Origin of the sequence: Flavobacterium columnare (assembly GCF_014844295.1) — a bacterium.
Classification (GTDB): Bacteria; Bacteroidota; Bacteroidia; order Flavobacteriales; family Flavobacteriaceae; genus Flavobacterium; species Flavobacterium columnare.
This window is the reverse complement of sequence record NZ_CP054494.1, coordinates 897,421-912,835: the sequence shown is the minus strand read 5'-3', so window position 1 is coordinate 912,835 and position 15,415 is coordinate 897,421. Positions and strand designations below refer to the sequence as shown.

Below are 15,415 nucleotides of genomic sequence, written 5' to 3'. Positions count from 1 at the left end.
TGTGTTAGCCTTTGTGATGAAAAAATAAGGGCTCAGATTAATTTTTTGGGGATTAAGCAAAAAGTTTCTCCATTCTAAAGAGGAAGAATTTAGTATCCACCACACCTCTTTGATTAGCTCTAAAGAGTTTTATTTTTGAGTTAAAGGATTCAGCATTTGCGTTTGTATGTCTTTTTACGAAGAAGTTTGCAATTGTTTCCAAATGATAATTTAAACTATTGGCAACGGTATTAAAGACAGTCATTTTTAATTCTTTGGTTTTGGATATCCAATTCAATATTTTTTGTTTAGCCTCTTCTTTTGAGGTGTATTCATAAATATTTCTAAACTCTTGGGTGTGTTTATATGCCTGATGTATTAGAGGATAATGTTGGAACAATATTTGGGCTCGCACTTTTTGGGTTTCTGTCCATTGGTTGGGTTTCTTGGCAATGATATAACGACATCGAGCCAATAGTTGTTTGGGTGTGTCTTGGTTTTCAAAAGTTATTGGAATGTATTTTATTGCTTGCTCCTTTGCTTTTTTGATAGCTTGATTCTCTTTTTCAATCTCCTCCCAGCGATATTTTATCCTTAAATGCTGGAGAGCTTCCATTACCAACTTTACCACATGGAAACGGTCTGTGACAAGGTAACTTTCAGGAAAACACATTCTTGATGCTGATTGCATATTGTTTGCCATATCAAGTGTTATCGATTTTACTTGTTTTCTATGCGAAAGTGGAATTTTAGTAACCACATCAATAATGTCCTGACTTTTGGTGCCTTTTATAACCGCCACTAAGGATTTCTTTTTGCCTCTTCCTTGTTTATTGGTTACAAAAGTATAAAGTTCACCTTTTGACAAACTTACTTCATCAATACTTAAATTCTCCCCAATATTTTCGGGGTAAATCAGATAATTTTCGGCATGTTCTAACTGTTTCCAACTTGTAAAACCACTGATTCTTTTTTTGTAATGTCTTCGCAGTAAATCAGCTTTAATGCCATAATAACTGGCAATGTTACTTATCGTATCTTCTCGGGTCTCTACCTGTACCTTTTAAAAAATCCGAAAGTTCAACAGTTAATTTGGAACCTTCTGCAATAAAAGAATAATCGCTTTTAATTTCTGACTTATCTACTGTATTTCGCCACCTACGTCTTCTGATACCTAAATAAACAGCCTTTCCTCGTATTGGAAAATCTTGTATCAAAGTACGCTCACAAAAGCCTTTTGACTCATATTCCTCTGAAATGAAACCTTCGGGAATAATGTTCTTTTCATCAAGATAGATATAAAAGCAATCCTTTTTTGTTTGAATATCTCCTAATTCTATAAAATCAACAATATCAAAATGACATAATAATTCTTCGGGTAGAAAAGCAGAAAGTATCGAAAAATCCATTTACTTTTTTTGTCGCAATTTACAATTACTCCCCATATTTTTTATGTGAGCCAAAATAAGGGCAAAGAAGATAAAAATGTACATAATTTTCCCCAGAGCTGTAGTTTTACATTGAGGACAAAAAAAGAGTGCTTTTTTAGATTCAAAGTCATTTTTATCTCTACTAAATTTCTAATGCGTAATCTGAGTTAAACGTTAAGATGTTAATTTCAAGATTGTATTGATTTATTCTTAAAATATCTTTTATATTCGCAACGCAAAATATTATAATTAATAGTATGAAAAAATTAGTTCTATCCCTAATTGCCGCTATTATGCTTGTGCCAGCAAGTGTAAAAGCAGATGAGGGAATGTGGTTTCTAATGTTTATAGAGCGTTTGAACCACCGCGATATGCAAAAAATGGGACTTCAGTTAACTTCTGAAGAAATTTACAGTATTAACAATAATAGTTTAAAAAATGCTATTGTTCAATTTAATGGAGGCTGTACCGCAGAAATGATCTCTAAAGAAGGGTTAGTCTTAACGAATCACCATTGCGGTTATGATGCTATAGCTGAATTGTCTAGTGCTGAAAAAAATCATTTAAAAAACGGATTTTGGGCTAGTTCTAAAAAAGAAGAACTAAAACCATCTAGTTTGTTTGTTCGTTTTTTCGTTCGTATGGATGATTGTAGCAAAAGAATCCTTTCTGTTGTAAATGATACAATGACTGAAGCTGAACGTGAAAAAGCAATCAACGCTGAAATTGCAAAAATTGAAAAAGAAAACAACGAAGGGGGGAAATACGTAGTTTCTGTACGTTCTTTTTTTCAAGGAAATGAGTACTACTACTTCGTGTACCAAGATTATAAAGATGTTCGTTTAGTGGGTACACCTCCTGAAAGCTTAGGTAAATTTGGAGGGGATACAGACAACTGGGAATGGCCGCGTCATACAGCAGACTTTTCTATGTTCCGTGTATACGGTGATGCTAATGGGAATCCTGCTGAATACTCAGAAAACAATGTGCCTTTAAAACCAAAACACCATTTACCAGTTAATTTAGGCGGTGTTAAAGAAGGTGATTTTGCAATGATTATGGGATACCCAGGTCGTACAAACCGTTGGATGCCAGCAGGAGGAATTGAGCAAAACGTAAAATTTGCTTATCCAGCTTGGGTTGAAGGAGCTAAAATAGGTATGGACAATATGAAAAAATATATGAATCAAAGTGATGCTTTGAATCTAATATATGCTTCTAAATTTGCCTCTACAGCTAACTATTGGAAAAATCGTCAAGGAATGATTGATGCTTTGACTAAGTTTGGTACAGCTAAAACAAAAGCAGAACAAGAAGCTAAATTCAATATTTGGGCAAATAAAGCAGAAAACAAAGAACAGTATGGAAATGTGGTTGAAACTATCAACAATTTCTATAAAATGACAAATGAAAAAGCACGTCATGATAACTATATGATGCAAATGTTCCGTACGTCTAACTTTGCTTCTATTGGTAGAACTATTGGTAAGCAATTAGAAATGTATGCTAAAGCAGATGCTGCCAAACGTGTACAATTAGCTCCAGCTATTTTAAAAATGACGGATGAGCTGTATAAAGAAGTACATATTCCTGCTGAAAAAGATATTTTAGCTGCGCAATTAAAATTATATGCTACTAAATCTACAGGTTATTCTATTGCTCCTAAAGTGGCTGAATTAGCAAAAACAAATAATAATGACTTTACAGCCTATGTAAATAAAGCCTTCGATTTGAGCTTATTTACATCTAAAGAAAAAATTACAGCATTCCTTGCTAATCCAAGTGAGCCAACTCTTCTTGCTGATCCTTTGTATGTATTATCTAATGATATGTTAACGCATTTTTCATCTAAATCAGATGCGATTGCAAAAGCACAAAACGATTTTGGCGTGGCATTCCGTAAATTAGTACAAGGATTACGTGATTCTAAAATTGGAGATATAAAATATCCAGACGCTAACTCGACTTTACGTTTAACCTATGGTAAGGTACGTGCATTGCCAGCAGATAAACGTAATGATGCAACTATCAATAACTACACTACTTTAGCAGGTCAAGTTAAAAAATACAAAAAAGGAGATGCAGAGTTTGATTTGCCAATTCGTGTATTAGAAATGAATAAAAACAAAGATTTTGGTCGTTATGCCGATAAAGATGGAACTTTACACATAAATTTCTTATCGGATAATGATATAACAGGGGGGAACTCCGGTTCTCCTGTCTTAAATGGTAAAGGAGAATTAATAGGTTTAGCTTTTGATGGAAATATCGAAGCCATGGCAGGAGATGTAATCTTTGATAAAAAATTACAAAGAACGATTAACTGTGATATTCGTTATGTATTATGGGTAATTGAGAATTTCTCAGGCGCTAAACATATTGTAGATGAAATGACATTAGTAAAATAATACGTTTATATAATGACATGTAGTGTAAAAGCTGGACTCAATTGAGTCCAGCTTTTTTATTTACAATATTATTCTATTTTTGATGTATGAAACTACTATTAAAAGTTAGACACTCATACGATCAACTAATAGAAGTAATTACAAGAGAAATTAATGACCTATAAAATTGAAACCAATGAAAATATTTCAAATACTAATACTGTTTTTTTGTTATTCATTCAATGCTCAACAGCCATTAGAGCAAGCATTGGAATTATGTAAACAAAAAAAATACCTTCAAGCCAAACCCATTTTAGAAGCTATACTTAAAACAGATCCAAGGAATATAGAAGCCGTTGTAAAATTAGGAGAGATAGCATTTTATCATCAAGATTGGGATTATATGGTATATTATGCGGAAGAATTAGTGCGATTAGAACCGCAAAAATCAGATAGTTGGTTTAAATACGGAAGTGCTTTAGCTATGAAAGCTAAAAACACTAATAAATTTAAAGCTCTAACCATGATAGGAAGTATAGAAGAAGCTTTTAAAAAAACGTTAGCTTTAGAGCCTAAGCATATAGGAGCTCGTTGGGCATTGATTATATTGTATTGTGAGTTGCCTAAATTTCTTGGAGGAGGAAAAGAAAAAGCAGGTCAATATGCTAAAGAATTAATAGCTCTCTCCCCCGTTGATGGGTATTTAGCACAAGGATATATAGCAGTTCAGTTTGATGCTTATAAAACCGCAGAGTTTTGGTTGAAAAAAGCGTATCAAATAGGGCATTCTAAAACAACTTTTGAAAAGCTATATGACTTGTATGCAAATAAAATAAAAGACAAAGAAAAAGCAGAACAATTAAAATATGATTTCAAAAAATAATTATTATTTTATCAATCATATTTTTTAAATGAATTAACACATTTTTTCAATAACTATAAAAAGCAAGATTTAAAACACTATATAAAGCGGTTGATAATGACTAATTTGGTGTCAATTCATGTAGTTTATCCATTTAATAGAGAGGCAAAACACAGCTTGTTTCTTAGATCGACTTTTTATAAAAAATAAAAGACTAGATTTTTCAAAGATAATTTAACGATGGCTATTTCCCATAAAAAACGGATAGCTTATATTTGAACAAAATAAAATCAGGTTACGATTTATTAGGTAAGGTTTTAAATACCTAGACTTCTAGACCTTTAAACTTCTAGATTTGCAAATGAGAACACACTTCATAGCCATAGGCGGTGCAGCTATGCACAATTTAGCATTAGCATTACATAATAAAGGATACCAAGTAACAGGTAGTGATGATGCTATTTTTGAACCCTCTAAATCACGATTAGAAGCTAAAGGATTATTGCCTGAAGATTTAGGATGGTTTCCTGAAAGAATTACAACAGATATACAAGCTGTTATTTTAGGTATGCATGCTAAGGCTGATAATCCAGAACTATTAAAAGCTCAAGAATTAGGATTAAAAATTTATTCGTATCCAGAGTTTTTATACGAACAATCTAAAAACAAAACCCGAGTAGTTATAGGAGGAAGTCATGGCAAAACAACCATTACTTCTATGATTTTGCACGTAATGAATTACCACAATATCAAAGTAGATTATATGGTAGGAGCTTTATTAGAAGGCTTTGATACAATGGTACATTTAACCGAAGAAAATGAATTCATTGTTCTAGAGGGTGATGAATATCTAACTTCTCCTATTGATTTACGTCCAAAATTTCATTTATACAATCCTAATATTGCACTAATTTCAGGAATAGCTTGGGATCATATCAATGTGTTTCCAACGTATGAAAATTATGTGGAACAATTTGAAATTTTTATACAAAAAATTATTAATGGAGGGGTTTTAATTTATAACGAAGATGATCCAGAGGTAAAACAAATAGCAGAAATAGCAGAAAATCCTATTCGTAAGATTGCTTATTCTACTCCTGAATATACTGTAGAAAAAGGAATCACTTTATTACATACGCCCGAAGGAGAAATGCCTATAGAAATTTTTGGCGAACATAATTTAAATAATTTAGCAGGAGCTAAATGGGTATGTCAATGTATGGGAGTAGATGAAGCTGAATTTTATGAAGCGATAGCCTCCTTTAAAGGGGCTTCTAAACGCTTAGAAAAAATAGCAGAATCAGATAATAAAATAGCCTATAAAGATTTTGCTCATTCACCAAGCAAGGTATCCGCTACAACAAAAGCTGTAAAAAAACAATATCCTGATCGTAAATTGATAGCTTGTTTAGAATTGCATACATACAGTAGTTTGAATGCCGAATTTTTAAAACAATATGAAGGAGCTTTAGATGCAGCCGATATAGCGGTTGTATTTTATTCACCCGATGCTGTAAAAATCAAAAAATTGGAAGAAGTAAGTTATGATCAAATAGCTCAATCATTTAAACGTAATGATTTGATTATTTATACCAACCCAACGGATTTTAAAAACTATTTGTTTAACCAAGAGTTAAATAACTCCGCTTTACTATTGATGAGTTCTGGGAACTATGGCGGATTAAACTTTGATGAGGTTAAAGGATTGATTCAGTGATGAATTCACAAGATCAATTGTTTTAAAGAGTTGTCTCAAAAGACAAAAAACAACATTTAGTTTGTTCATTCCGACAAAAGGAGGAATTTCATAATTCGTATTGTGTGATTTCTCCTTCTGATCGAAATGAGAGGTTCATCAATATTGAGACTACCTCTTTAGTAAGCAATAACGTAAAGTATCTTTGATGCAATCAATCCTACGTTGTTCTTCTATTTGCTAAATTTTTCCATAAAACAGCATAAAGCAAACAAAGTATTGTTTCGGTAATAGGAATCAACCCAATAGCATAAAAATAATTACTTTTTAGTATATCAATTAGATAATAGGCAAGAGGTATCTGAAAAACCCAAAAACCAAGAAAGTTGACTAATGTGGGGATTTTTGTATTACCAGCTCCGTTAAACAAATTATTTAAAACCATTGAAATACCATAAACTATATACCCTAAACTTATAATTTTCATTGTTTCTTTTGCTTGTGTAATGGTTTGTGTATCATTCGTAAAAAATAGACTAATATTTTCTGCAAAAAGAATATTTATCAACGTAATTCCTAAACAAAGTATAACTGTGTATTTGAGTACAATTTTGGTTAATACTTTTACCCTTATCCTATGTTGTGCTCCTAGATATTGACCTGTAAGGGTAGCAACGGCATTGCTTAGTCCCCAAATAGGAAGTATAAAGAACATCATTACTCTTACTGCTATTTGAAATCCTGCGGACCCGTATTCGCCACCGCTTTTAGCAATCAATTGTGCTAGATAGATCCAACTTAATGAAGCTAACACATATTGTAATATACCAGGTATTGCAATAGAGGTAATGGATTTTATAATAGGGAAGTAGAATTTCAAACTATTTTTTTGTAAACCTATAGATTCTCTAATTTTAAAGATACAATACAATTGATAGAATACCCCTATGGCTCTACCACTTACCGTTGCCCAAGCAGCTCCTTCAATTCCCATGGCAGGAATAAATCCCCAACCATTTATAAGTAATGGGCATAGTATCAGGTTAAAACCATTTGCTATCCAAAGACTTTTCATAGCGAGTAAAGGATTGCCTATTCCTCTAAACAAACCATTAATTAAAAATAATAAAAGGATAAAAAAGCTATTGCTAAAAATGATTTTAGGATAGCTTATCCCATAAGCAATAGCTTTTTGTGAAACATTCAGATAAGTAAAAATATCAATAGCATAAAAATACCCCAGTATACTAATTATTAAAGAAAGAATGCAAGCAATCATTAAAGCTTGAATAATGATTATTCCCGTTTTTTTTATTTTTTTTTCACCAATAGAAATAGAAATCAAGGCACTAACTGCTACACTAAAACCTACAGCTATTGAATATATGATAGTATTTATGGATTCCGTAAAACCTATAATTTGTATGGCCAAGTGACTGTTAGGTAAATGCCCTACAAAGTACAAATCTACCAAAGAAAAAACAGACTCAAGTACCAATTCTAAAATCATAGGAACGGCTAGTAACCATATCCCTTCTTTAAGACCAACGGAGTTAAAATCTACAACATCATGATGTTGTAGGAATTTTAATTTTTCTTTGATAGTTTTTACCATACAGGTTTATATTGATGAATAGGATTAGCCAGTGTTCCTACAAATTGTAAGCTAGAAGCAGGATCTGAAAGATTCAGCATTTGTTTGTTGTTTTTTAGCTGCAAACGATTCAAACAACAAGAGTCAAAGGTTTGGCTAAATAGATCATATCGGATGAAAAAATCTTTCAATTGAGGGTTCTGCAATTGATATTGTGCAATAGAGGTTCCTACACTTTCCCAAAAATCAGGCTCACTTAAAATGCCATATTCATCTAGAATAGCGGATAGAAAACGGAAAAAATGTTGAAAAATATCATTTTGAATACTTAATATTTTTAATTTTTCGGGTAGATCCATCCGTATTCTTTCTGCTTTTTCAGGTAAAGGAGTTGTGTGGTTAAAAAGCATGATTTCTTCTGTAATGTCTTTTATTAAAACACGTTCAACGATATGGTCTTTTATCACTAGAATAAGATTTTCTCCATGTGGCATAAATACTAGTTCATGGGTGTAAAAACAATGAATTAAAGGGATTAGATAAGCTTGTAAATAATGATCTATCCACAGTTTTGCATTGATTCCAGATGCTTCAATGAGATGTTTGATAAAAGGTTGGCCTTCATAGTCTAGATGAAGCAATGCAGCCATTGTAAAACAATCTTCACCTTTTTGAAGTTTTCTCGCAGGACTTTCTCTCCAAAGTGTAGCTAACATTTTATTATGAGGGATCGTTTTACCAAGACCTTCCCACAAAATGTTACGATATCCTAGAGTTGCTACCTCTCCTAAAACAGTGAACCTTTTTGATTGTAAGAAAGGATCTGTTTGTACAAGGTTTTCTAACCAAGTGGTAATAATAGGAGTACTTTCCATATAGTAAGGGGAAAGGCCTCGCATAAACCCCATATTGATTACGGATAGAGCCGTTTTTGTAAAATGTTTGTTTGTGTTAGAAAGATTATAAAAGGTACGTATAGATTGTTGTGCTGAGTGTTTATCAGGAGCAAATCCTAAAGGAATTAATTTTTTTTGCGCAATATCATTAGTAAAAATCAAAGTGAGCTTATTGTCCCATTGCCATGGGTGTACAGGGAACCAAAAGTATTCGTTAGGATTTACTTTTTCAGCTTCTAGTACTTTTTGAAATGCAATTTGGGTGTCGGTATCTAATTCTGTTTTGATTAGTAAATCATAACTGAGAGAGTCAATACATGAAAATTGAGCACTACTTTCATGACCTGCTAACCATAATAATTGAATAGCGTTATTGGCTTCAGGCGAAAAAGTCCTAAAATCAATACTACTAAACCCATTTTTACCACTATTAGCCAAAAAACAAGGATGCCCTTCAGTAACAGCATGTTCAATCGTTTGATAATCTGTATAAGGCAGTTCTTTAGCACTTGTTTTTTCATTTGAAATTTTATAGGCAGTGCTATAAAGAGTTGCATTAATTTCTTCTAAGTAAGTAGGAAGTAATTCCGCTGGAATTGCAAGCAGATCTTTAAACTCAAGAATAAAACTAATAAGACATAAGGGGATGTTATTTCCATTAACATCTTTTTTAACAATGCTTTCATAAGGGATATACCAATGGTTGAGTGTTTTTAGATGGGCAGGAAAGACATAAGTGTATTGCTTATCTATCGTTTCTAGTTGGTATTTACTTGTTTTTGCATTAAAAATAGGACTGATGAGCGTTTCGTGGGCAAATTCTGAAATGGCTTTTCGGATAAGAAGGCGATTGGCTTTTTCCCAGTTAACTAATGTTAAATGTTTTATGTTTTCTGTAAGAATACGAGCAGTTGATGTTTTTATATCCATAATTTTATTTTATAAAGAGGCTGTCTTAAGAGTTAAAAAGACAAGAACTTAGTTTTGCCTCTCTAAAACAAGCAAGTAAGAGCCGTTAAAAGCGATGCTTTACTTTACCTGTTAGAGTAAGTTCTTGAGTATCCTGTAGGATGATTAGAGAAAAGAACTTTTAGACAGCCCCATTTTAAGAAAGCTCAAATATTAGTTTTTTTCTGCAACAGCATTATAGTATTGTTGTCTTGTACAAAATTCTAAGCGCGCTTTTTTATGTGGTAAATCAATGAATTTTTGAAAAATAAATCCTGCTCTTTCATTCAGAATGTGTATTTTCTCATTTTTTGCATCGGGTTCGACAACCACACGATTAATTTTGGAATCACTAAAAATAAAGTCTAAGATGAATTGGAAGATATACCAAGTAAAGCCACTTATTTTTTTGTTGGGTGGAGCCACTAGAATATGCATCCCCATGTCTCCTTCTTTTACTTCATAATGTTCTTTAATGATGTCTTCTTGGGGATTATAACATTCCAGTAAAAAGGCTACTTTTCCTTGAAATAAACCAATGTATATATGAGTGTTTTCCTCTAGTTTTTGGTAAATAGATTTTACTTCGTCGTAACTTAATCCCATCATTCCCCAATAAATAGCATATTCTTTTTGAACCCACTGATAGATTATGGGTAGATCTTGAGTTAGGTTAAATTTTCTTAGTTCAAAAAAACCTATTGGATCTATTTTTTTACTAAAACAGATCAGGTTTTCTATACTCTGACTGGATTGCTGTGTACTGTTCATACTTTTTAGATTTAAGCTATTACTTTTTTGTACGGAGCAATAGGGTTAGAAATTTTACCTTGAAATTGTAATAAGGCAACAGGATCGTCTAGATCTATCATAGTCTTATTGTTATTAAGTTGTAGTCTGTTTAAACAAGACAACTCAAAGTAAGTAGTAAATAGATCGTATTTTTCAAATTTAGTTTCTAAATGAGGTTGCGTTTGTTGGTATTCTTGAATGCTTTCAGCTACTAATTCCCAAAAGTGATTTTCATCGTATCCTATTTTAGATACTAAAATTCCAGACATAAAGCGAAAGAAACCATCAAAAACGTCTATAAATATTGAAAGTAATTTTACATCTTCAGGGACTTCAGCATACATTCTTTCTAGGTTTGTAGGAAGTTGAATTTCTGGATTTAAAATGACTGCTTCTTCTGTAATGTCTTTCATAAATGAACGGACAGGAACATGGTCTTTGAATCCTAAAATTAAGTTTTCTCCGTGTGGCATAAACACTAAATCATATTGATAAAAGCAATGAAGAATCGGGGTAAGATAAATTGAAAAATACGTTTTTAACCATTGATCGGTAGTTAGTTTTGACGCTTTTATTACTTCTGTTAAAAAGGCATTACCGTGTTTATCTGTATGTAACAAGGCTGCCATTGTCATTAATTGTTCGCCTTTTTGAAGGTACTTTACAGGGCTTTCTCGCCACAAGGAAGCAATCATTTTGTTGTACGGATTATGTTTTCCATAGCTTTCAAAATACGGATTGATGTAACTAATTGAAGCTACTTCACCAAGCATACCAAATCGAACTTGTTGTAAATAACGGTCATTTTTTAGTAAATCTTCTAACCATTTTGCCATTTCAGGAGCACTCCCTAAATAATAAACAGGAAGTCCTCTCATGAATCCCATATTTAAAATAGATAAAGAAGTTTTTGTATATAATTTTTGTGGATGGCTTACATTAAAAAGTGTTCGGATAGATTGTTGCGCTTGATGATAATCAGTTCCATAACCTAAACAAATAAGATTACCTTGTGCTATTTCAGGAGAAAAAATAGTTGCAAGCTTGTTAAACCATTGCCAAGGATGGGTTGGCATAAAGTAATAATCCGATGGGTTTTTACCCCGTTCTTTGATCATGATATTGAATATATCAATTGTTTCATCACCCAATTCCTGACGAATTAGAGTTTCATAATCCAGTTCTTGTGTGCCAGCATACACTGTTCGGTCTTTTTTACCTGCTAACCATACTAGTTGAAAATGATTACCTGTTTCAGGTGTGTACGCTTGATAATCGGTACTATTAAAACCGATTCTTCCGTTATTAGCAACGAATCCTGGATGGCCTTCGTTCATAGATTGTTCTATGGTTTGAAAATCAGCGTATACTAATTGATGAGCGTTTAAACTATCTTTATTTAATTTAAACATACTACCTTGTAAGGTGCTGATTATTTCTTCTATATAGGAAGGAAATAATTCGTCTGAAATTCCTATGGTGTTTTTATATTCATTGAAAAATAAAACAGCATCTATTTTTTCTTCAGAATCATGATTTTTAATGATAGAGTTTTCATCAATTAACCAGTGATTAAGGGCTAATTTTTGAGCTTTAAAACAATATGAAATTTCACTATTATCACTAATTATTTGATAGATGTTTTCTCCGTTTTCTGAAGAAAAAAGAGTAGGTGTGAAGATGCTTTCATGAGAAAATTCACTAATAGCCTTTTTTACTAATAGTTTATTAGCGAGTAACCAAGTGTCTTCTATTATATGATTTGTAGCTGTTTCAGGACTTTCAATCTGACCAAATAATTGTGATATATTTAGTGTAATTGTATTCTCTGAATCCATTTTTTTTATGAATTGTCTCCTTGTACAAAATGATAAACGAGCTGTTTTATGAGGTAATTCGATTATTTTATCATCTTTAAAACCAATTCTATGACAAATTTTAAACATTTTTTCATTTCGAATATCGGGTTCTACTACCACTCTTTCAATAGTAAGATCAGAAAAAATGAATTTCATTATTGATGTAAAAATATTCCAAGTAAATCTGTGAATAGGGGTATTGGTGGGGGCTACAATTACGTGTATACCACAGTCGTGATCTTTTACTTTATAATAATCAGAAATGGGATCGTTTTTTGGATTGTATTTTTCTAAAAGAAAGGAAATTTCTCCATTTATTTTTCCTAAAAATACGTCTGAATGTTGAGTTATTTTTTCATACTCATTTTTAATTTCGTCTATACTTTTGCCTATCATACCCCAATACTGAGCATATTCTCTATTTACCCAATCATGAATAATAGGAATATGAGTTTGAATATTAAGAGGTACAAAATCTATTGTTCCTAATCCTTGTATTAAGGTAGAAAACACAGTTTCTGATGCTATATCGGTTATGTTTTTTTTCATTTTTAAGTACTTAATTGATTATTTTTTAAGTTGAATAATTCTTAGGGACTGTAATTTTCTGTATAGAATATTCGTTAGTAGGGTTAGTACGGTAAAAAGTACGATTAATACTAAAACATTCCATTGATCAAAACTCCAAAACCCAAAAACATACATTCCCCAATTGATTAAAGTCCATTGAATGAAATAAATACTAGTAGTATTTTTACTTAAATAAATTATAGAACGAAAGAATTTTGAATTAGGATTGAAAAGTTTAATTAACTGATTTGATATCCAAAAAGAGAGCATCATGGTTCCTAGTAAAATAATACTTCCGCCAGGACCTAGATGATAATAATCTCCAAAATGATATTTATAATTAGAAAATACAAGTAAAAGGCCTAGTATAATCAACCCCAAACTCTGTAATGCTAAGTTTTTAAAGAAGATTTGAGTGTTATTATGAATTTCTTTTAATTGTTTGCCTAAAAAGACACCTAAAAAGATAAATGCACTCCAAGGAAATACGGGAAAGTATACATTGTACTGATTACTGAAAAATAAGTCGCATATATATTGAATCCCTAGAATATTTATTTTAAATCCACTTAGTTCTTTGGATACTACTATTATCAATAATCCTAAAAGGAAGTATATCCACTTATTATTTGTTATTTGATTAATACAAGCTATTAGTAGCAAGCTTATTCCTGCTAATTGTAAGATGTCTCCGAGTCCTAAGAAAAATAATGTTGTTTCAAGCGTTTGTGTTTTTAAATGATAAGCATTTAAAAAACGATGAGGTAATCCACCGAATAGAAATTCGGGGATTATAAATTTTACAAAATTTAAAGAATAGCCTATGAATAATATATATAAGCCTCTTTTTATGACAGCATAAAAGGATTGTCTTCTGGAAAATGTGAATGATATTCCCATTGCAATAAGATACATAGCACCTCCACGTCCTAGCCAAATAATAATTTGACCTATCGTTGTTTTTGTTTGAGTTTCGAGTGTTCCGTATATGAGCATTGTATGTACAATAACTAAAAAAAAGACACTTATACCTCTTGTGAAATCTATTGCAGCAATTCTATTGTTTGTCAATACCATTATGCTTTTAGGTTAGATTTTTGTTTTTCTGCTTCAGTGATACCAAATTGTTGAAAAGCAATTTGTTTTTCAACAGGGTAAATTTCTTTGCCAATCATTTCTTTAATGATGTAAGAATTTCTATAACATGCCATTCCTAAATCAGGAGTAACAAAACCGTGTGTATGCAATTCCGCATTTTGAACAAAAATTTCTCCACCTTCTATATCTATGCTATAATTGCGATTAGCTGCATAACGGCCTTTATTATCCCAGCTAATTCTGTGGTTAATGTCATGGATAAAAGAAGGAACAGTGCTTGAATATCCAGTGGCTAATACTAAAGCTTCAGTGGTATGATCAAAGTTTTCATCTTGTTCAACATGGTGTAATTCTAACTCAAATTTTTGAGTAATTTCATTGTATGTTGAATTAATGCAAGCAGCATTTGTTCTTAAATTGACATCAATAGGATGAAGGACTTTTTTATAATATATAGTATCAAAAATGCTACCTATTAAATCTTTGTTGATTCCTTTGTATAACTCTTTTTGATTATGAATTAAATGATCTCGTTTGGCTTCGGGTAAATTATAAAAATAGTCAACATACTCAGGAGAGGTCATTTCAAGAGTTAATTTGCTGTAATCCATTGGGAAAAAACGAGGAGAACGTGTAATCCAGTTAAGTTGATAGCCGTGAATATCTATTTCTTGTAATAGATCATTAAAAACTTCTGCTGCGCTTTGACCACTTCCTAAAACAGTTATAGATTTTTTCGATTGAAGTTTTTCTTTATTAGTCAAATATTCAGAAGAATGTATAGCTTTATTTTTAAGAGGTCTGCATGATTTGGGAATATAAGGGGTTGTTCCTGTACCCAAAACAAGTTTTTTACAAGCAAAAATGTTTTCTTTTTTACTTTTTGTATCTTGTACGGTAACTAGATAAATTTTTTCTTGTTCATTATAATCTATTGTAGTAACCTCTTTGCCAAAATAAACATTTGGAAGTTTGTTTATAGCCCATTGGCAATATTGGTTGTATTCATTGCGTAGTAGCAAGAAATTTTCACGAATGTAAAAAGAGTATATTTTTCCTTTTTCTTTGATATAGTTTAAAAAACTAAATGGGCTTGTAGGATCAGCTAATGTAACCAAGTCAGCTAGAAAAGGGATTTGTAAAGTAGTGTCTTGTAATAACATCCCTGGATGCCAATCAAATGTTTCATTTTTATCAAAAAACAAACCATTTAATTCTTTAATAGGGTTTGTTAAGCAAGCTAATCCAAGGTTAAAAGGACCTACGCCAATTGCAATGAAGTCGTATGTTTGATTTTTCATAAA

General features: G+C 31.8%; 11 protein-coding genes. 3 read left to right on the top strand and 8 right to left on the bottom strand.

Annotated elements, in window-relative coordinates; all coding sequences use genetic code 11:
- Window positions 1–52: 52 nt before the first annotated feature.
- Both HUE53_RS04090 and HUE53_RS04085 read right to left on the bottom strand, forming a co-directional pair.
- The gene (locus HUE53_RS04090; protein WP_225556192.1) at window positions 53–970 is read right to left on the bottom strand and encodes an ISAon1 family transposase; all 918 of its coding nucleotides are present in this window, start codon (window positions 968–970) and stop codon (window positions 53–55) included.
- A gap of 34 nt (window positions 971–1,004) precedes the next feature.
- Entirely contained in the window at window positions 1,005–1,388 is a 384-nt protein-coding gene (locus tag HUE53_RS04085; RefSeq protein ID WP_014165862.1) for an ISAon1 family transposase N-terminal region protein, read from the bottom strand.
- A 278-nt stretch (window positions 1,389–1,666) separates the two neighbouring features.
- On the opposite strand from HUE53_RS04085, the gene HUE53_RS04080 reads away from it, so the two are divergent.
- The 3 genes from HUE53_RS04080 to HUE53_RS04070 all read left to right on the top strand — a co-directional run bounded on the left by HUE53_RS04080 (window position 1,667) and on the right by HUE53_RS04070 (window position 6,375).
- The gene (locus tag HUE53_RS04080) at window positions 1,667–3,817 is read left to right on the top strand and encodes a S46 family peptidase (protein WP_014166317.1); all 2,151 of its coding nucleotides are present in this window, start codon (window positions 1,667–1,669) and stop codon (window positions 3,815–3,817) included.
- Window positions 3,818–3,992: 175 nt separating this feature from the next.
- Window positions 3,993–4,679 carry a tetratricopeptide repeat protein gene (locus tag HUE53_RS04075; protein ID WP_014166316.1) on the top strand — a complete coding sequence of 229 codons (687 nt, stop codon included), beginning with the start codon at window positions 3,993–3,995 and terminating at the stop codon, window positions 4,677–4,679.
- A gap of 340 nt (window positions 4,680–5,019) precedes the next feature.
- Window positions 5,020–6,375, top strand: a complete 1,356-nt coding sequence (locus HUE53_RS04070) for a UDP-N-acetylmuramate--L-alanine ligase (protein WP_065213066.1) — start codon at window positions 5,020–5,022, stop codon at window positions 6,373–6,375.
- Between the two features lie 199 nt (window positions 6,376–6,574).
- Here HUE53_RS04070 and HUE53_RS04065 read toward each other — a convergent pair whose 3' ends face one another.
- The 6 genes from HUE53_RS04065 to HUE53_RS04040 form a co-directional block, all read right to left on the bottom strand.
- Complete coding sequence (locus HUE53_RS04065) at window positions 6,575–7,969, bottom strand: MATE family efflux transporter (protein ID WP_014166314.1); 1,395 nt, start codon at window positions 7,967–7,969, stop codon at window positions 6,575–6,577.
- Window positions 7,963–9,774 carry an IucA/IucC family protein gene (locus HUE53_RS04060; protein WP_014166313.1) on the bottom strand — a complete coding sequence of 604 codons (1,812 nt, stop codon included), beginning with the start codon at window positions 9,772–9,774 and terminating at the stop codon, window positions 7,963–7,965. The genes HUE53_RS04065 and HUE53_RS04060 overlap by 7 nt, the downstream gene beginning before the upstream one ends.
- 192 nt (window positions 9,775–9,966) lie before the next feature.
- The gene (locus HUE53_RS04055) at window positions 9,967–10,563 is read right to left on the bottom strand and encodes a GNAT family N-acetyltransferase (RefSeq protein WP_014166312.1); all 597 of its coding nucleotides are present in this window, start codon (window positions 10,561–10,563) and stop codon (window positions 9,967–9,969) included.
- Window positions 10,564–10,574: 11 nt separating this feature from the next.
- Window positions 10,575–12,992 (bottom strand): GNAT family N-acetyltransferase, encoded by a 2,418-nt coding sequence (locus tag HUE53_RS04050; RefSeq protein WP_192188721.1) that lies wholly within the window; start codon window positions 12,990–12,992, stop codon window positions 10,575–10,577.
- A gap of 18 nt (window positions 12,993–13,010) precedes the next feature.
- The gene (locus tag HUE53_RS04045; protein WP_077225903.1) at window positions 13,011–14,090 is read right to left on the bottom strand and encodes a heparan-alpha-glucosaminide N-acetyltransferase domain-containing protein; all 1,080 of its coding nucleotides are present in this window, start codon (window positions 14,088–14,090) and stop codon (window positions 13,011–13,013) included.
- Complete coding sequence (locus HUE53_RS04040) at window positions 14,090–15,412, bottom strand: lysine N(6)-hydroxylase/L-ornithine N(5)-oxygenase family protein (RefSeq protein WP_014166309.1); 1,323 nt, start codon at window positions 15,410–15,412, stop codon at window positions 14,090–14,092. Before HUE53_RS04040 ends, HUE53_RS04045 begins: the two co-directional genes overlap by 1 nt.
- Between the last annotated feature and the right edge of the window lie 3 nt (window positions 15,413–15,415).